The organism is Tangfeifania diversioriginum, assembly GCF_900141875.1.
GTDB lineage: Bacteria > Bacteroidota > Bacteroidia > Bacteroidales > Prolixibacteraceae > Tangfeifania > Tangfeifania diversioriginum.
Window position 1 is genome coordinate 43,715 of the sequence record NZ_FQZE01000022.1, and the last position, 17,544, is coordinate 61,258.

The 17,544-nt window shown below is 42.7% G+C and carries 16 protein-coding genes; 9 read left to right on the forward strand and 7 right to left on the reverse strand.

Annotated elements, in window-relative coordinates; genetic code table 11:
• Nucleotides 1–6: 6 nt before the first annotated feature.
• The 3 genes from BUC07_RS13870 to BUC07_RS13880 are packed head-to-tail and all read left to right on the forward strand — an operon-like array spanning nucleotide 7 to nucleotide 2,727.
• The gene (locus tag BUC07_RS13870; protein WP_073170614.1) at nucleotides 7–357 is read left to right on the forward strand and encodes an L-rhamnose mutarotase; all 351 of its coding nucleotides are present in this window, start codon (nucleotides 7–9) and stop codon (nucleotides 355–357) included.
• A gap of 59 nt (nucleotides 358–416) precedes the next feature.
• Nucleotides 417–1,079, forward strand: coding sequence for a phosphatase PAP2 family protein (locus BUC07_RS13875; protein WP_073170617.1), 663 nt, complete (start codon nucleotides 417–419; stop codon nucleotides 1,077–1,079).
• Nucleotides 1,072–2,727, forward strand: coding sequence for an ArnT family glycosyltransferase (locus BUC07_RS13880; protein ID WP_073170620.1), 1,656 nt, complete (start codon nucleotides 1,072–1,074; stop codon nucleotides 2,725–2,727). Before BUC07_RS13875 ends, BUC07_RS13880 begins: the two co-directional genes overlap by 8 nt.
• A gap of 51 nt (nucleotides 2,728–2,778) precedes the next feature.
• On the opposite strand, the gene BUC07_RS13885 is transcribed toward BUC07_RS13880, so the two are convergent.
• A complete protein-coding gene (locus BUC07_RS13885) occupies nucleotides 2,779–3,657 on the reverse strand; it encodes a hypothetical protein (protein ID WP_139279589.1) in 879 nt (292 codons plus the stop codon).
• Between the two features lie 193 nt (nucleotides 3,658–3,850).
• Between BUC07_RS13885 and BUC07_RS13890 the strand changes: the two genes are divergently transcribed.
• From BUC07_RS13890 to BUC07_RS13905, 4 genes are all read left to right on the forward strand, one after another.
• Nucleotides 3,851–4,543, forward strand: coding sequence for a DUF6962 family protein (locus tag BUC07_RS13890; RefSeq protein WP_073170626.1), 693 nt, complete (start codon nucleotides 3,851–3,853; stop codon nucleotides 4,541–4,543).
• 14 nt (nucleotides 4,544–4,557) lie between these two features.
• Entirely contained in the window at nucleotides 4,558–5,094 is a 537-nt protein-coding gene (locus BUC07_RS13895; RefSeq protein WP_073170629.1) for a GNAT family N-acetyltransferase, read from the forward strand.
• A 61-nt stretch (nucleotides 5,095–5,155) separates the two neighbouring features.
• Complete coding sequence (locus BUC07_RS13900) at nucleotides 5,156–7,789, forward strand: DUF5916 domain-containing protein (protein ID WP_073170632.1); 2,634 nt, start codon at nucleotides 5,156–5,158, stop codon at nucleotides 7,787–7,789.
• A gap of 48 nt (nucleotides 7,790–7,837) precedes the next feature.
• Nucleotides 7,838–8,518 carry a hypothetical protein gene (locus tag BUC07_RS13905; protein ID WP_139279590.1) on the forward strand — a complete coding sequence of 227 codons (681 nt, stop codon included), beginning with the start codon at nucleotides 7,838–7,840 and terminating at the stop codon, nucleotides 8,516–8,518.
• Between the two features lie 66 nt (nucleotides 8,519–8,584).
• Here the strand turns inward: BUC07_RS13905 and BUC07_RS13910 are convergent, their stop codons facing one another.
• Complete coding sequence (locus BUC07_RS13910) at nucleotides 8,585–11,215, reverse strand: glycoside hydrolase family 3 C-terminal domain-containing protein (protein WP_073170638.1); 2,631 nt, start codon at nucleotides 11,213–11,215, stop codon at nucleotides 8,585–8,587.
• Between the two features lie 118 nt (nucleotides 11,216–11,333).
• Here BUC07_RS13910 and BUC07_RS13915 point away from each other — a divergent pair, with 118 nt between their 5' ends.
• Complete coding sequence (locus BUC07_RS13915; RefSeq protein ID WP_073170641.1) at nucleotides 11,334–11,870, forward strand: YkgJ family cysteine cluster protein; 537 nt, start codon at nucleotides 11,334–11,336, stop codon at nucleotides 11,868–11,870.
• Nucleotides 11,871–11,931: 61 nt separating this feature from the next.
• On the opposite strand, the gene BUC07_RS13920 is transcribed toward BUC07_RS13915, so the two are convergent.
• The 3 genes from BUC07_RS13920 to BUC07_RS13930 all read right to left on the reverse strand — a co-directional run bounded on the left by BUC07_RS13920 (nucleotide 11,932) and on the right by BUC07_RS13930 (nucleotide 13,519).
• Nucleotides 11,932–12,153 (reverse strand): DUF2795 domain-containing protein, encoded by a 222-nt coding sequence (locus BUC07_RS13920; protein WP_073170646.1) that lies wholly within the window; start codon nucleotides 12,151–12,153, stop codon nucleotides 11,932–11,934.
• An 83-nt stretch (nucleotides 12,154–12,236) separates the two neighbouring features.
• Entirely contained in the window at nucleotides 12,237–12,803 is a 567-nt protein-coding gene (locus tag BUC07_RS13925; RefSeq protein WP_073170649.1) for a cob(I)yrinic acid a,c-diamide adenosyltransferase, read from the reverse strand.
• A gap of 14 nt (nucleotides 12,804–12,817) precedes the next feature.
• On the reverse strand, nucleotides 12,818–13,519 hold the full coding sequence (locus BUC07_RS13930; protein WP_073170652.1) for an ABC transporter ATP-binding protein: 702 nt from the start codon (nucleotides 13,517–13,519) through the stop codon (nucleotides 12,818–12,820).
• A gap of 223 nt (nucleotides 13,520–13,742) precedes the next feature.
• Here BUC07_RS13930 and BUC07_RS13935 point away from each other — a divergent pair, with 223 nt between their 5' ends.
• Nucleotides 13,743–15,077 (forward strand): PQQ-binding-like beta-propeller repeat protein, encoded by a 1,335-nt coding sequence (locus BUC07_RS13935; protein WP_083578263.1) that lies wholly within the window; start codon nucleotides 13,743–13,745, stop codon nucleotides 15,075–15,077.
• 7 nt (nucleotides 15,078–15,084) lie between these two features.
• Here BUC07_RS13935 and BUC07_RS13940 read toward each other — a convergent pair whose 3' ends face one another.
• Together BUC07_RS13940 and BUC07_RS13945 are read right to left on the reverse strand one after the other, a co-directional pair.
• Complete coding sequence (locus BUC07_RS13940; protein ID WP_073170654.1) at nucleotides 15,085–16,353, reverse strand: hypothetical protein; 1,269 nt, start codon at nucleotides 16,351–16,353, stop codon at nucleotides 15,085–15,087.
• 335 nt (nucleotides 16,354–16,688) lie between these two features.
• Complete coding sequence (locus tag BUC07_RS13945) at nucleotides 16,689–17,399, reverse strand: YebC/PmpR family DNA-binding transcriptional regulator (protein ID WP_073170656.1); 711 nt, start codon at nucleotides 17,397–17,399, stop codon at nucleotides 16,689–16,691.
• Between the last annotated feature and the right edge of the window lie 145 nt (nucleotides 17,400–17,544).

Genomic DNA, 17,544 nt, shown 5'->3' on the forward strand with positions numbered 1-17,544 from the left:
AATACAATGAAAAACTACAAACGCTATTGCAAAACATTGAAACTGGAAGATGATCCCCGATTGATTGAAGAATACAAAAAAGTACATGCACCCGGCGCTGCCTGGCCCGAAATTTCACAGGGAATGCGCGAAGTGGGAATCGTGGATATGGAAATCTACCTCCTCAGCAACCAACTTTTTATGATTATGGACACCGTCCCGGATTTTGACCACGAGAAAGCCATGAAAGAACTGGCACAAAAACCCCGGCAGGCCGAGTGGGAAAAATATGTTTCGCAGTTTCAAAAAACATCGTCCGATGCAAGTGCCGATGAAAAATGGCAGCTCATGGAACGGATTTACAAACTTGGTGAATAATTAAAATTGGAGGTTCCGGTTTTTTTGCAGACTTTTGAAGACAAAAAGCAAATATTAGTATGAAGAAAATACTTGCTGAAAACAAGTTTTTCCTGGTTCCTTTTTTGGTATTCTTAACAGCTTGTTTCATACTGTTAATCAGCTACAGCAAGGCCGATCTCCACCTCCTGTTGAACCAGGCAAATTCTCCATTTTTCGATAGTTTTTTCAGGCATGCCACCTCGTTGGGCAACGGAGCAGTTGTTGCCATTGCTTTTATCCTATTGCTGTTTGTCCGGTTTCGGTTTGCATTTGCTTTTCTCATTGGCAGTTCAATTGCTTCAGCCATTGTAAATCTTTTTAAATGGGTGCTTTTAAAAGACGTTTACCGCCCGTCAAGCTATTTTGAAATAGTAGAAAAAGCACAGCTCCATTTGGTTGAAGGAGTAAAACTGCACAGCGAACAAAGTTTTCCGTCAGGCCATACCGCAACTGCTTTTAGCGTGTTTTTCTTTTTGGCGTTGATTGTAAAAAACAACACCCTCAAATTTTTCCTGTTTATGGTTGCAGTAACGGTAGCCTACTCTCGCGTTTACATTTCGCAACACTTTTTAATTGACATAACTGCCGGATCTATTCTGGCTGTAACTGTAATGCTCCTTGTTTTTTGGTGGGTAAGTCACTGGCAAAAAGCCTGGCTTGATAGCTCAGCTCTCCCAAAAAAATTTCGCAGGCATGATTGAAAAATTAAATAAAACCCATCCCCTCACCATTCAGTTCCTGATTGTATTGACTACGGGTTTGCTTTTTGTGCCTTTTTTAGGTGGCGTGCATCTTTTCGACTGGGACGAAATCAATTTTGCCGAAGCTGCCCGCGAAATGATTGTAACCGGCGATTACCTGACAGTTCAAATCAATTTTCAACCGTTCTGGGAAAAACCGCCACTTTTCATCTGGATGCAGGTGCTTTCCATGAAACTATTTGGCATCAACGAATTTGCCGCCCGTTTTCCAAATGCCCTTTGCGGAATAGTTACGTTGCTGGTGCTTTTCAGCATTGGCCGCAAAACAAAAAACAACCTGTTTGGCTTGCTTTGGGTGCTGGCTTATGCAGGCTCGGTCCTTCCCTTTTTCTATTTCAAATCAGGAATTATCGATCCGTGGTTCAACCTGTTTATTTTTCTCGGCGTTTATTTTCTGATGCTTTTCACCAATTCAGAGGATAAGAATAAAATCCGGAACGTGGTATTTTCTGCAGCATTTGCCGGTCTTGCCATTCTCACGAAAGGGCCGGTTGGTTTTTTACTGATTGCATTAACTGGCGCCGTATTTTTAGCCTGGGAGAAGTTCAAACTGAAAGTAAGGATGAAAGATGTATTGATTTACTTTTTAGTGCTTGCTCTGGTCGGCGGTTCGTGGTTTATTTTGCAAATTTTAAACGGTCATTTCAATACCGTAAAAGAGTTCATTGTTTACCAGGTACGGTTGTTTCAAACACAGGATGCCGGCCATGGAGGATTTTTTGGCTACCATTTTGTGGTGCTGCTTTTCGGCGTGTTTCCATCATCCATTCTTGCCATGAAAGCCTTTCAGAAAGAAAACAGCAAGGACGTATTTTACCGGTTGCTGAAAAAATGGATGATTATCCTGTTTTGGGTAGTCCTCATCCTTTTTTCCATAGTAAAAACCAAAATTGTGCACTATTCATCACTGGCCTATTTCCCAATAAGTTTTCTGGCTGCGGCTTTTATTTACGGGGCATGGGAAAAAAAATTCAGGTGGAGCAAATGGATGTCGGCACTCACCATTTTTATTGCATCGTTAATTGCGCTGCCGGTTATCGCATTACAGTTTGTGGAAAAATACAAAAATATTATCATAGAAAAAGACCTGATTAAAGATGCTTTTGCAGTGGAAAACCTGAAAGCTGAAGCCAACTGGACCGGATTTGAATTCTTGCCGGGCGTGCTTTTTCTAATCGCAATGATTTTAATTTTCTCGCTGATTAAAAAGAATAACCCGCTAAAGCGAGCTGTATTTTTATGGGGAACTACGCTCCTCTTCACCTTGTCGGTCATTCTCGTTTTTGTTCCCCGAATCGAAAAATATTCGCAAAACGCACTGATTGAATTCTTCAAATCGAAAGCCGGGCAAGATATTTATCTGAAAAACCTCTATTTCAAATCGTACGCCACCTATTTTTATGGCGAAACGCAGCCTCCTGAAAACCCCAACTTTTACGACACCGACTGGCTGCTCACCGGCGACATCGACAAAGACGTCTGTTTTGTCACCAAAATTCACCGGGCACACAACCTGAAAAAATATGAGGATGTGAAAGAAATTGGACGGAAAAATGGGTTTGTGTTTTTCCAGCGGGAGGCGGATTAGAGACAAATTTTAGTAATAGCCTCACTTTGAGTGAGACTATTACTTTAAATTTCATTCAACAAATTTCCTGTAATAACTGGCTTTCTGTTCGTCGTTAAACCGGGCGTAAATATTGGCCATGTAGGGTGCATATTTTTCTCCGGGATTTTGCTCCCACAGTTTTTCAAAATAAGAAAGTGCCACTTTAAAATCGGCAGTTACTTTATCGAGTTCATCAAGTAAAATGCGGTATTGGCTGCGGGTTTTGTTGTTGTTATATTTTTCCATTTCGCGCTGGTAGCGATTTTCAGCTCTCCAGTAATATTTCATGGCTTCCCATTCGAGCGCACCGGTGTGGTCAGGATTAATCTCCAGCAACTCACTGCTCACCGAATCAACAATTTCCTCGTTTTCAAGCTTTTTATTTATATCGAAAAATTTTTCAATATTTTCCCTTTCACGCTGCTTTTCCAGGGGCAGTTTTTCCCAAACAGCCAGGGCTTTTTCATCCTGATCAATTTCATCGTAAATAGAAAAAAGCCGACTGTTTACTTCCGGATTATCTTTGCTGAAATTACCGTAGTAATATTCCAGCGCGGTCAATTCTTTCGACAGGTTGTCCATGCCCTTAAAAATTTCTGCAAGCGTGGTGTACATCTCTTCATCAGCATAACCTGCCCACCTTGCCTCATCGAACCAATCCACTGACTGATTGGTCATATCAGCCTTGAAAGCTGTCTTCGCTGCCTCGGCATATTCAGCACCTGTAATTTCATTTTCAGCTTCATTTTGCCCGTTAAAATAGGTTTTCCAATTCTCAACTGCCTGGGCGTAATTTCCTTCAGAAATGGCTTGTTCGGCATTTTGTTTATACTGCGTTAAATTTTTCGGACCTCCACAAGCAGCTACAATTAAAACCAATGCAAGCAGAATATTATTTTTGAATTTCATATTTTTCTTCATTTGCGCGACAAAGCTATAATTTTTTGCGATTTTCGTGTGTGCCAAAACTTGTTTCATTTTTCTAACGAGACGGTTCGCAAAATATTTGATACTACAAAAAATCTTCATTATTATTAACATTCATGAACAATCTGTTTAACAAAACGTATTCCATTGAAAGCAGTTACAAAAAATCAGGCCAATGCAGGAATTAAATACCGTTTATTTGTGGGGAATCCGAATTGACGAACCGGTGGTAACAGTAACCGATTTACTGGTATCATTTCTATGTTTTCTGTATGCTTATAAAATTCACCAATCTGGTAAAACGGAGAAGACCTTTCTCTATTTCAAAATCTATTTTTTTACCATGGGAATTGCCACTTTTCTGGGCGGAGTAGTCGGTCATGCGTTTTTATATCTTTTTGAAAATTTCAGAGGGGAACTTTTTTACTGGAAACTGCCGGGCTGGATAATGAGCATGATTTCCATAATGTTTGTGGAACGGGCGGCAATTGAACACACCCGGATTTATTTAAACAAATCGATTGTCAACAGTTTTAAAGTGGTGAATATTATTGAATTCCTGATTTTCCTGACGCTCACCGTTACCACACTCAATTTCTTTTTTGTGGAATTTCATTCGGGCTACGGACTGATGTTTGTGGTGCTTTCGCTCGAAAGTTTCCTGTTTTACAAGACCCGAAATATTGCCGGGAAATACATTCTCACCGGAATTGGTTTTGCCGCAGTGGCTGCCCTCATTTTCATGAATGAAATATCGCCCCATCAATGGTTTAATTACGCCAGTACAAGTCACGTGTTGATGGCAATTGCTGCCACATTTTTCTACCTTGGTGCCATCCGTATTGACATGTCGGAAATTAAGCAGTAACTTTATCTGCAAAAATGAAAATTCAAACTGACCGGCTAACCTTGCACGAAATTTCGTGGAATGACCTTGAAAAGATACACCAACTTCATTTAGTTCCCGAAGTGGATGAATTCAACACATTAGGAATTCCCGAAAACCTCGATGAAACGCGAAATAATATCCAGGGTTACATCGACAACCAAAATGAAACGCCCCGCTCCCGTTTTTGCTGGAAAGCTATTCTGAAAGAAACAAATGACTTTATTGGCATCGCAGGAATGACTTTATCAAACGACCGGTTTAAAATGGGCGAGTTCTATTACAAACTTTTCCCAAAGTTTTGGGGAAATGGATTTGCAACAGAAATGGCAAAAGCCCTCATAAAATTTGGTTTTGAAGAATGCAAACTGCACAGGATTGAAGCCGGAGTGGCCACCCAAAATTTGGTATCTATCCGCGTACTCGAAAAAGCCGGACTGACACGCGAAGGAACGCGGAGAAAAATTCTGCCAATCAGAGGGGAATGGGTCGATAATTTTCATTATGCCATTCTGGAGGGAGACATCCTGTAAAAAATCCTATTTCCGTGTAACCTAAACCCCATTCATCAGTCTTAATAAAAAGCCAATTTTTATGAAAACGATGACAATGTTCTTCCTGTGTTTAATTTTTACTCCGTCAATTGTGGCACAGGAAATTTCAAAGAAACGCTACATCGCCAATCTGGTAAACGGTTACAATATTAATGTAGATGGAAAGCTGGATGAACCTGCCTGGCAGTCGGTGAAATGGGAAAACAAGTTTGTGCAGTTTGAACCGAATGAAGGCAACCCTCCGTATCAGCAAACTGAATTTGCAATTCTTTACGACGAACATAATATTTATGTAGCCATAAAAGCCATAGATAAAAATCCGGGCAGCATTTCGATGCGTATGACCCGGCGTGACGACATTGACGGCGACCAGGTTGGGATTGGTTTTGATACCTACTACGACCGGCGAACTGCTTTTATGTTTGCCGTTTCGGCCGTGGGTGTAAAAGTTGACTGGGTAATTAGCAACGACGGCGAAAACGAAGATTTTTCGTGGGATCCAATCTGGTGGGTAAAAACCACAACCACCGAAAATGGCTGGAACACCGAAATGCGAATTCCACTGACGCAGCTGCGTTTCCGTGAGGGCGAGGAGCAAACTTGGGGATTGCAGGTTTTTCGCACCATTTTCCGGGAAGAAGAGCTTTCCACCTGGCAGCACATGAAACGAGATGCGTCGGGACTGGTTTCTCAGTTTGGAACTATGAACGGATTAAAACATATCCAGCCTAAAAAAACACTCGATGTGATGCCTTACGTGGTGGCGCGTACCGAACGTTTTGAGAAGGATTTGGATAATCCTTTCAGAAAAAACGGAAAAAGCAACAATTTAAACGCCGGGCTCGATGCAAAGCTCGGCCTCACCAACTTCCTCACTCTCGACCTCACCATCAATCCTGACTTTGGCCAGGTGGAAGCCGACCCATCGGAAGTAAACCTCTCCACCCACGAAACATTTTTTGAAGAAAAACGGCCATTTTTCATCGAAGGAAAAAATATTTTGAAATACAAATTGATGTTCGGCGATGGCGACCTGGCTTCCGACGGATTGTTTTACTCCCGACGGATTGGGAGCCAGCCTCATTATTCACCCGACCTGGAAAATGATGAATATGCCAGAATGCCCGAGTTCACACGTATTCTGGGAGCTGCCAAAGTTACGGGGAAAACGCCCGATGGCTGGTCGGTGGGTATATTGGAGAGTGTGACTGCCGAAGAAGATGCTCAAATCAGGGGAGTTGGGAACAGCCGCGAACAAACCGTGGAGCCGTTAACCAATTACTTTGTGTCGCGCATTCAAAAAGATTTTAACGATGGAAATACTTATTTGGGTGGGATGCTTACAGCAGTAAACCGAAAAATTGACAACACACAACTGGATTTTCTGCACACCAGCGCATATTCCGGCGGAATTGATTTCATCCATAAATGGAACAATAAAAACTGGATGCTGGATGCCGGATGGTATTTCAGCCATGTAAAGGGCAGCCAGAAAGCAATTAGAAACACCCAGGAATCGTACATCCGGAGTTTTCAGCGACCGGATGCTGATTATGTAAATTACGATACCACCCGCACTTCGCTCACCGGGCAGGGAGGAAAACTCACCTTGGGAAAATTGGGAGGTAACCTGAAATTTATGGGTGGGGTAGCCTGGAAATCGCCCGAACTGGAAATTAATGACATCGGCTACGCACAGCAGGTGGATAATATTTTTCAGATATTCTGGGCCGGCTACCGCATTTATGAACCGTTTTCAATATTCCGCGAAATCAGCCTCAACCTGAACCAGTGGGTACAATTCGATTTTGGAGGCAATGTTACCGCACCGGGAGGTAATATTAACTGGTGGATGAACTTTAAAAATTACTGGAATGCTTACGGAAATTTCAACGTGGGGGGAACCCAGCTCTCCAATTCAATGCTCCGCGGCGGACCATCCATGAAATTACCCGGCTACAAAAATATCTACCTGGGATTTTCTACCAATCAGCAAAAAAAACTCACTTTCAGTTTTTCAACCGGTCACTATTTCAGCAATGAAAAAGATTTTGAAAATAATCAGAATTACAACCTGGGAATTGGTTACCGTCCATTCAAATCCTTAAGAATTGATGTTTCGCCGGGTTTCAATAAATCGATGGATGAGTTGCAGTACGTCACCCAAAAAGATTTTGAGAATGAAAAACGATACATCCTGGGGCGCATCGAACGAAATACACTGAACATGTCGGTAAGGCTCAATTACAATATTACACCCGACCTGACCATTCAATACTGGGGACAACCATTTATTGCCACCGGTAAGTATTCCGATTTTAAATACGCCACCAACACCAAAGCCGATGATGTAAACAACCGGTATCAATATTATTCAGAAAATCAAATCAGTTACAACGCAAATGACGAACTATATTTTATTGCTGAAGCTAGAAATAATCAGGCAGATTATGAGTTTGACCAACCCAATTTCAATGTAAAGGAATTTTTGTCGAACCTGGTTGTTCGCTGGGAATACCGCCCGGGTTCAACACTTTTTCTGGTATGGTCGCAAAACCGCGATAATTTTGAAAATTCCGGCAATTTTCGGTTTCAGAATGATGTAAACCAACTGTTCGGACAGAAAGCACACAATATTTTTCTTGTGAAATTATCTTACCGTTTGGGACGATAGAAAAAACTGTTTTGTTTTTTCGTTAATTTGGGAAAAATTAAACCGGCAATGAAAAACTATTTCAAAACACATCCTTATGCAAAAATCGGGTTGCTGGTAATTCCGGTAGGTGTGCTTACCATTTTAATGGGAAATTATTTTCCAGGGTTTAAGCCTGATGGGTTTCCAAATTTTATTGTCGCTTTCGAGTTTGCAAAAACACTGCAGGATTTAAACCTGCTTTTAGGTTCGCTGTCACCCATAAAAATTGGAAAGATTGATACAGGGAATTACTTCGATTTTAGTTTCATGGTGGCGTATTCCCTCTTTCTGGTCCTGTTTTTCAGGAAAACATACAAAATATTCGGAAGCCGGTTCCTACTTGCCGGCTTTCCTTTAATCATCATGATATTGGCTGCCGATTTTTTTGAAAATATTCTGCTGCTTGAAATTACAGACAACTATTCAAAAAGTGGAATAACTGCCGGGTTGCTGCCTACGCTCAATCAACTTCAATTAATAACCTGGTTGAAATGGGGAGGCCTTGCACTCGCCTTTTTCTTGTTGTTTTTTGTGTTAATTAAAGGTAAAAGTCTTTCAAAAATTGCAGCCATTTTTTGTCTGCTGCCGTTAATTCATGGAATTTTATATTGGGTAATCCCGATGTTTACCATTACTGGTTTCACACTTTCAGTATTTGGCGCTTTTGGAGTTTTGTTTGTTTATTCTTTTGTTTTCAGAAAAGAATAAAAATAAAGCCGCAGGCTCTTTTTATTTATAAGAACCTGCGGCGGAATATCTTAAAAACAACTATTGCTATTTGATTTCTACAGTTTCGCCTGTTAACCTGATTTTTTCTGACACTGTAACAGCACCTTTCTTACCAGGTTGCCCGCCGCCTACATAAACGGTGAAATCGCCCGGTTCAATCACCCTTATTTCATCCTCACCAATCAATGAAAACTGACGCGGTGTCAATTCAAACTCCACAGTTTTTGTTTGCCCCGGTTGCAGGTGAATCCGGTTAAAACCTTCGAGCTGAACAATCGGACGGGGTGTGGATGCTTTTTCATCGGTCAGGTACACCTGAACCACTTCGTCGCCTGCCATGTTGCCCGAATTGGTAACCTTTACTTTTACTTTTACTGATTCACCGGCAGCAGTTTCCGAAGGCAGTTCCAGTGCATCGTATTCGAAGGTGGTATAACTCAATCCGTAACCAAACGGGTAAAGCGGTTCACCCTCAAAATAGCGGTAGGTGCGGCCTTCCATATCATATTCTTCAAATGGCGGCAGCTGATCAACCGATTTGTAATAGGTAACCGGCAAACGTCCTGCCGGGTTGTAATCGCCCATAAGGACATTGGCCACGGCATGTCCGCCTTCCTGCCCGGGATAGCCGGCAGAAACAATCGCATCCAGGTTTTCATCGGCCCAGTTGATGGCCAGTGCGCTTCCATTGAGCAACACCAAAACAACAGGTTTTCCGGTTGCTTCAACTGCTTGCATCAGTTCGCGCTGCGTTTTGGGCAATTTCAGGTGGGTGCGGTCGCCGCCGGCAAAACCATCTACATCAATATCCATTTCCTCACCTTCCAGCCGTTGAGAAAGGCCCAGTACCAAAACAACAGCATCAGCTCTTTCAGCTACTTCAACAGCTTCCTTCTGCATATCCGGATTTGGTATTGCCCACAACAAACGGGCATCGCCATCGCCATGCCAGTTTTTGTATTCGTACACAAACTTGTACTTTTTACCGGCCTCCAGCTCCACTGCCGTTTCATGATGAAAAGCGTGGTGTTCAGTATTATGGCTGAGGATTTTTTCACCTTCAAGCCAAACATCGAGCGTGGGCATTCCCCAGCAACCTAAACTGTAGGTTCCGGAAACAGGCGGCACCAGGTAACCGGTCCAGCGAATGCTGAAATCGTCATCAGGCAGTGTGGGTACCGGAGCATGCGACTCCCAGTAAAAATCTATGTTTTCATCAACACGGGTAAACACCGGATTACCTTCCAACTCGGCATTGTCGAAATATTCGCCTGTTACGCCGGGCTCACCCTTTTCGGTAACCAAAAATTCACCGGCAATGGGGTGCAGATTTGAAACTCCTGCGGCCAGGTGGGCACCTTCGGCAAAAAGGACTTCAGTATCGTTGAGTTTTCTTTTCAGTCCCTCGAGAATTGTCACCGGATTTTTTGGAATTCCATTGTAATTACCAAGCAAAGCTTCCCAGTTGTCGGCATTTGGTCCAATTACGGCCAGCCTGTTTATATTTTTCGAAAGCGGTAACGTGTTGTTCTCCTGCCCTGGCAGGCGGGCATTTTTCAATAAAACAATACTTTTCTGAGCAGCTTCCAGCGCCAGTTTCGCATTTTCATCCGATGTATTTTCAGTAAACGGAATTTGTGCATACGGCACATCTTCGTTATCATCGAACATACCCAGTTTAAACCGGGCGGTGAACAGCCGTTTTACCGCCCTGTCGAGTTCTTCTTCCGAAATAATACCACGCTCTACTGCTTCTCTCAAAAAAGGATAAGAATTTCCGCAGTTTAAATCGGTACCGTTTTTAACGGCAACGGCTGAAGCTTCGGCAGCATCGGCCGAATAATCCTGAAACCTAAAAAAATCGGAAATCGCCCAGCAGTCGGAAACCACGTAGCCATCGAATCCCCATTCGTTGCGCAGAATGTTTTCCAGTATTGGATTGGCGCAGGCCGGATGCCCCCGGAACTGGTTGTATGCTCCCATTACAGAATACACACCGCCTTCAACCACCAAATCGCGGAAGGCCGGAAGATAGGTTTCCCGCAAGTCGCGTTCACTCACCAACGCGTTGAATTCATGACGCAATGGTTCGGGGCCTGAGTGAACCGCATAATGTTTGGCTGTTGCAACGGTTTTCAGGTATTCAGGATGGTCGCCCTGTAACCCTTTTACAAATTGGGTTCCCAGTTTTCCGGTCAGGTAAGGATCCTCGCCGTAGGTTTCGTGTCCCCTTCCCCACCGCGGGTCGCGAAAAATATTGATGTTGGGCGACCAAAAAGTGAGTCCCTGGTAAATTCCCCGTTTCCCGCGGCGAACAAACTCGTGGTGCTTCGCCCGGGCTTCATCCGAAATGGTTGTTGCCACGCGGTGAATCAAATCTTTGTCCCACGAGGCAGCAACAGTTATCGACTGCGGGAAAACAGTGGCGTAACCGGCACGCGCCACCCCATGCAAACTTTCGTTCCACCAGTTGTACTCCGGCACGCCCAAACGCGGGATGTCAGGTGCCGTGTAAACCATCTGGTCAATTTTTTCTTCCACGGTCATTTGCGACACGAGAATTTCCACCCGCTCATCAACTGGCAGATTCGGATTTAAATACTCAAAATTTGTGAATTGTGCATAGGAAGTTACGCTGACCAAAATCAAACTCAGGTTAATCAATATTTTTTTCATCGGTCTTTAATTTATGTTAATGTTCTACTGTTCTGTTCTGGTATGGTAAAATTAACGATTTCTTCCCACATTCTGCAATTTTTTATCGTAATTTGTAGGCTGAAAACGGACAATAAAAATGGATGATCGCTCAAAAATATTTTATAAAAAATACTACAACCAAAGGAAAGAAATTGATTCCGCTACAGCAAAACTGACAAAGAAACACCACCATCACATGGAGTGCAAATCTGGCTGTGACTCATGCTGCATGGACTACGGGATTTTACCTGTTGAATTTTTCTCTATCGTGGAAGAATTAAGAGCCAACAATTTTGATAAAGCAGAATTGCCTCCACAACGTGAAAATAATGATTCGTGCGTGTTTTTGCAAAAACATGTTTGTACCATTTATCAATCGCGGCCGGTGATTTGCCGCACCCACGGGCTGCCGCTTCTTTTCACCAACGATGAAGGCGAGTGGCAACTGTCGGCGTGTGAATTGAATTTCACACAGTTCAATTTTGAAAATTTCACAACCGAGAATACCTACTCGCAGGATAAATACAACAGTGAACTTTTTCTGTTAAACCGGGAATTTATTGCTGAATTTAAAAATGGAAAGTACAATCAATTTGATTTAATACCCCTAAAAAAGCTGAAAAATTATTTATAGTACCAACAAACAAAAAAGCAGGCTTGAAAAAACCTGCTTTTCCGTTTCTATCCGATAAATTTTAATATTCATCTTCGTTAAAGAAGAAATCGTCTTTACTGGGATAATCCGGCCAGATGTCCTCAATACTTTCGTAAACTTCGCCTTCGTCTTCAATTTCCTGCAAATTTTCAATAACTTCAAGTGGTGCCCCCGAACGAATGGCGTAGTCGATCAATTCGTCTTTGCTCGCCGGCCAGGGAGCATCCTCCAGTTTTGAAGCTAACTCAAGTGTCCAATACATCTTAATGAATTTAAGCGGTTCAAATCGTTTTTTACAATGCCGCGAATATAATAAAAAAAGATTACGAACTACAGCAGACACGATTATTTTTGTGGCTGCCGCCACGGTATTTCCTCTACACCGCTAACAGCAGTATGTTTACGGGCCAAAACAAAAAGAAAATCGGATAACCGGTTGATGTATTTCATAATTTCGGGCTGAACAAAAGTTTGTTCGGAGAATTCAAGGATACGCCGTTCCGCACGACGGCAAACAGTGCGTGCCACATGACAATATGCAGCAGCCGGTGCACCGCCTGGCAGAATAAACTGCGTAAGTTCAGGAAGCTCTTCATCCAGCTCATCTATGGCTTTTTCGAGTTCTGCTATGTCCTCTTCCGATATTGAAAGCTTTGAAGTAACGGCTTCACCTTTTTCATCGGAAGCCAGCCGGGAACCAATATTAAACAACTTATTCTGAATTTCAACTAAATACTTCTTGTATCCTGCAGGAAACTCAAATGAACGAATTACGCCAATTGAAGCATTCAGTTCATCCACAGTTCCGTATGCTTCAAGCCGGACATCATATTTTTTTACTCTGGTGCCGCCTACGAGTCCTGTAGTTCCATCATCTCCTGTTTTAGTATATATTTTCCACTCTTTTCTCATTCAAAAATAAATTTTTAATAAACCGGATCCGGATTTACCACATCCGATTCAATTTCTCCGTCTTTTAATTTTACCACGCGGTGTGCGTGCCTTGCAATATCTTCTTCGTGTGTAACCATGAGCAACGTGTTTCCCTTTCGGTGAATTTCGGCAAACAATTTCATAATTTCTTCTGAAATTTTGGAATCGAGGTTACCGGTAGGTTCATCGGCCAGCAGCAACGAAGGATGATTAACAAGCGCACGTGCAATGGCCACCCGCTGACGCTGCCCGCCCGAAAGCTCATTGGGCTGATGCAACATACGATCGGTGAGGCCAACATCGGTTAACGTACTGACCGCACGTTTTTTTCTTTCATTTTTACGAACCCCCGAATAAACCATCGGCAACATCACGTTTTCCAATGCCGTACTGCGGGGAAGCAAATTAAACACCTGAAAGACAAATCCAATTTCTTTATTTCGGATTTCGGCCAGTTGATTGTCAGACAAACGGCTTACGTCGCGGTTATTGAGAATATAAGAACCACTGGTGGATGTATCAAGGCAGCCAATAATATTCATCAATGTTGATTTACCTGAACCGGAGGCACCCATAATAGCCACATATTCGCCCCTGAAAATATCGAGCGAAACATTTTTAAGAGCGTGAACTACCTGTGTTCCTACGCGGTAATTCTTCGAAATCGATTCCAGATGGATTACTTTTTCTTGCATCGTTAATTTAGTTACTGTTTCAACACGATCCTATACCTTCCTGTTCAGCTAAAAAGCAAAAATATATAACAAAACGAAGGTTCCTGTCTCATTTTTATCTTTTCATTGGTATCGTTTTAAAAGATAATATTACATGTCAACATTCTAATAGGTTAATTTAGCTTTATTACCATTAAACCCCAATTGATTTCAGGAGTCAAAACTTTTAAAACCAAAATTCATTATGAAGCTAAAAATCTATTCCGCATTATGTATCCTTCTTCTTTTTACCATTGAAGTAACGGCTCAAGCTGAAACGGAAAAACCAGAGAACAACTGGCCGCAGTGGCGGGGGCCGCTGGCAACCGGTGCAGCAATAAAAGGTAACCCACCTGTTGAATTCAGTGAAACTAAAAACCTGAAATGGAAAACTGCAATTCCCGGAAAGGGACATGCCACACCAATTGTTTGGGGAGACAAAATTATTGTGCAAACCGCGGTTTCAACCAACGAGAAAGCACCACAGGCCCCTGAAGGAGCCGGAGGAGGCAGCCGCATGGCACCAAGCCAAACTGATAAAATCCACGAGTTTTTAGTATTGATGGTTGACCGCAACTCGGGAGAAATTCTTTGGAAAACAATGGTAACACGCGAATGGCCACAGGAAAACACGCACGATCTGGGTAGCTGGGCATCCAATTCCCCCTGCACCGACGGCGAACATATTTATGCTTACTTCGGCTCGCGTGGCTTGTATTGCCTCGATTTTGAAGGCAATATCCTTTGGAAAAAAGACTTTGGCCAAATGGAAAAGCACATGAGCTTTGGAGAAGGAAGTTCACCTTATCTGTACGGCGATAAAATTTTTGTATTGTGGGATCACGAAGGAGATTCTTATTTATATGCACTCGACAAAACAACCGGTAATATCGTTTGGCAGGCAGAACGCGATGTAAATACCTCATGGTCTTCCCCAACAGTAGTGGAAGTAAACGATAAGCCGCAGGTTATAACTGCCGCTACCGATAATGTAACCGCCTACGATTTTGAAACCGGCAATGTAATCTGGACATCTTCCGGCTTAACCCGCAACGTTATTCCCAATCCAATTTACAGCGATGGCATTTTGTATATAATGAGCGGATTCAGGGGAAGCGCCATGCAAGCCATTGATATTTCGAAAGCAAAAGGCGATATTACAACTGGTGATGCCATTTTATGGACTTACAACAAAAACACGCCTTACACACCGCAACCGGTCCTGCTGAATGACAAACTCTATTTCCTGCGTGTAAACAATGGTTTTTTAAGCTGCATCGATGCCAAAACCGGAGCCCCTTATTATGCCACAGAAAACCTGAGCGAAATCAGTACTTTATACTCCTCGCCCACAGGCGTTGACAATCGCTTGTACATAGCGGCCAAAAATGTAGTGATGGTAATAAAAGGTGGCGAAACTTTCGAAGTACTTGCCATAAACGAAGTGAATGATAATTTTCACGCGTCGCCTGTAATTGTTGGCAACGACCTTATTTTGCGTGGGTTTAATTCACTCTACTGTTTTTCTGAAAACTATTGACACATATCTACGAAATATAAAAAGCTCCGGGAGAAAACTGTTTTTTCTCCCTCGGAGCTTGTTCAAAGTATTTCCGAAAAAGAGTAAATCGCTGCGATTTTGATTGGGTTCTTTTTTGTCGCAAATAACTGAACCTTAGCGGTGAATGACTATCCAGCACAGCAAGGTATCCATCAGAATAATATTCCGGGTTCATTCCCGCCGACTCGATAATCATCAATTCAATACTCCTGTTCATCAGTTTCAGCATCACATCAATATCCACCCCATCGAAGCACCTCATTTCTTGCATTATGGTGCGCCCAAAATTGATGGTTTTATTCACAAAAACGCTGAGCGAACTATCTTTATCCCTGCAGGAAAACATTGTTTTGGTGTGTCCTTCGGTATCTTCCTTCACATCCTGGATATCATCGAGCAGCTGCAAATAAACGCCGTAGCCAAACAATGCCTGCTCCTGTTCACGTGTCAGCCGGCCGGCCACCAGATACCCATCGGCCAAAACCGATGCACCACCTTTTTCAAAACAAATTTCCCTGATTTTTCCGTCGGGCATTCCGTTGCAGTTTATGAGAGCGAGGCTTCGGGTTTGACCGTTCTGAATAGCGTACAAACTTTCATAAACCCCCGGAAATTGATGTCGGGCGTACTGTATCTCAAACAACTCAACCAGTTTAAAAAGTTGTTCCTCGGTGGAGTTGGCAGGAATTACCAATTCACCATGCAACCGTTTATTAAACCGTTTGCTGAATGCTTTTTTCTCCTCATCAGAAACCGAAAGGTCGTCCAGGTAATTGTCGCTGTACGGATAAATCATGCTGTACCCAAAAACAGACGGGGTAATTTCAACCGGAACGCCCATCATCAATTGCAAACCATTCATAATCCATACGTTGCGCATTCCCTGGTAAATATTTTCAGGTGAAAGTTCGGGACCGAATTCACGCGCCCGGTAGAAAAAATCCTTTGATACATTTTTAAATTTATCCGAAAGAATGATTTCAAGCTGGTCTTCTTCAAAATCGAACACATTCTTTAAAAACGCCTTGAAATACGGAAAAAATGACTGCCCCGGATCTTCTTTCTGAAGGGTTCGCACATTTTTCCTTGATTTAAGCACCTCAAGTTTTTGTTGAAACTGCTGGAAATTTTCTTCGCGCAGTTTTTGTTCCTCAGAGGTGTAAGTCTTTTCAAATTCAGGAAGCGTTTCCGGACTATTTTCCCAAACCTTTACGGTGTGGTCGATAAAATCAGTTACAGCCAGCATAGTTTTCATAATTTGAAAGATAAAGATAGATATCTGTCAAACACAAACTACATTTTTTAGATAACCACCGGAATTATTTCGGTGAACTGGGTTATGAGTTCGTAAAAAAAACATAACCGTTCTCTTCAAAAAGAACGATTCCTACTGCTCGACAAATCGCCGATCCCAATATTACCCCAGTAAAAATTCCTCCAGGTTGGAAGGAGTAATTGGTTGTGTGGTTTTTACATGATAAGCCTCGGTAAATGTATTGGGAAAACGTGCCTCTTTTTTGGGATTGAACCACTTGAAGTATTAACAAAATCGTGTCATCTCTTTTCGGTGAATCGGAATTCGCCGATCCCTTAAGCAATATTGGTATAAACCGCCTGCACGTCGTCGTCTTCCTCCAGCTTGTCGAGCAGTTTTTCAATCTCTTCCATCTGCTCTTCCCCGAATTCCACCGGGTCGTTGGGAAAACGTTTCAGGTTGGCTTTTTTAACTTCGATGTTCAGTTTTTCGAGCGCGGCAGCCATTTCGCCAAAACTGGTGAAATCTGCCGAAGCATAAACCACGCCTTCATTTTCTTCAATTTCTTCCAGGCCTGCATCGATCAGTTCCAGTTCGAGCTCTTCCAAATCCGTATCGTCCTGTTTTTCAAATTCGAAAACCGATTTATGTGAAAACATAAACTCCAGCGAGCCGGTTGGCACCAAACTGCCAGCTGCCTTGTTAAAATAGCTTTTTACATTGGCAACCGTGCGGGTAGAGTTGTCAGTAGCGCATTCCACAAAAACCAGTACCCCGTGCGGGCCTTTTCCTTCGTAATTCACCTCGTTGAAATTGGCGGCATCTTTGCCACTGGCACGTTTAATGGCTGCGTCGATATTCGATTTGGGCATGTTCTGCGCCTTGGCATTCAGAATAGCAGTTCGCAAAGTAGCGTTCAAGTCAGGGTCGGGCCCGCCGGATTTGGCAGCAATAGTTATTTTTTTCGCCAGTTTTGGAAACACCCGCGACATTTTGTCCCAACGTTTTTCTTTGGCCGCTCTGCGGTATTCAAATGCTCTCCCCATGTCTCAGATTTTATTTTGTGAAAATTTCAGCAAAAATAGATTTTGGATTTGAATTTCAGGCACACCTTATTATAAAAAAATGCAGGTGGTTCATATTTTTTTGGATTTACACACTTTATCCTTCTTTTTTACCAGCGCACCGCAT

Bases quoted from the DNA above. Each gene is read 5' to 3' on its own strand.
- BUC07_RS13870 (WP_073170614.1), top strand. From the start codon at position 7: ATGAAAAACTACAAACGCTATTGCAAAACATTGAAACTGGAAGATGAT.
- BUC07_RS13875 (WP_073170617.1), top strand. From the start codon at position 417: ATGAAGAAAATACTTGCTGAAAACAAGTTTTTCCTGGTTCCTTTTTTG.
- BUC07_RS13880 (WP_073170620.1), top strand. From the start codon at position 1,072: ATGATTGAAAAATTAAATAAAACCCATCCCCTCACCATTCAGTTCCTG.
- BUC07_RS13885 (WP_139279589.1), bottom strand. From the start codon at position 3,657: ATGAAATTCAAAAATAATATTCTGCTTGCATTGGTTTTAATTGTAGCT.
- BUC07_RS13890 (WP_073170626.1), top strand. From the start codon at position 3,851: ATGCAGGAATTAAATACCGTTTATTTGTGGGGAATCCGAATTGACGAA.
- BUC07_RS13895 (WP_073170629.1), top strand. From the start codon at position 4,558: ATGAAAATTCAAACTGACCGGCTAACCTTGCACGAAATTTCGTGGAAT.
- BUC07_RS13900 (WP_073170632.1), top strand. From the start codon at position 5,156: ATGAAAACGATGACAATGTTCTTCCTGTGTTTAATTTTTACTCCGTCA.
- BUC07_RS13905 (WP_139279590.1), top strand. From the start codon at position 7,838: ATGAAAAACTATTTCAAAACACATCCTTATGCAAAAATCGGGTTGCTG.
- BUC07_RS13910 (WP_073170638.1), bottom strand. From the start codon at position 11,215: ATGAAAAAAATATTGATTAACCTGAGTTTGATTTTGGTCAGCGTAACT.
- BUC07_RS13915 (WP_073170641.1), top strand. From the start codon at position 11,334: ATGGATGATCGCTCAAAAATATTTTATAAAAAATACTACAACCAAAGG.
- BUC07_RS13920 (WP_073170646.1), bottom strand. From the start codon at position 12,153: ATGTATTGGACACTTGAGTTAGCTTCAAAACTGGAGGATGCTCCCTGG.
- BUC07_RS13925 (WP_073170649.1), bottom strand. From the start codon at position 12,803: ATGAGAAAAGAGTGGAAAATATATACTAAAACAGGAGATGATGGAACT.
- BUC07_RS13930 (WP_073170652.1), bottom strand. From the start codon at position 13,519: ATGCAAGAAAAAGTAATCCATCTGGAATCGATTTCGAAGAATTACCGC.
- BUC07_RS13935 (WP_083578263.1), top strand. From the start codon at position 13,743: ATGAAGCTAAAAATCTATTCCGCATTATGTATCCTTCTTCTTTTTACC.
- BUC07_RS13940 (WP_073170654.1), bottom strand. From the start codon at position 16,353: ATGAAAACTATGCTGGCTGTAACTGATTTTATCGACCACACCGTAAAG.
- BUC07_RS13945 (WP_073170656.1), bottom strand. From the start codon at position 17,399: ATGGGGAGAGCATTTGAATACCGCAGAGCGGCCAAAGAAAAACGTTGG.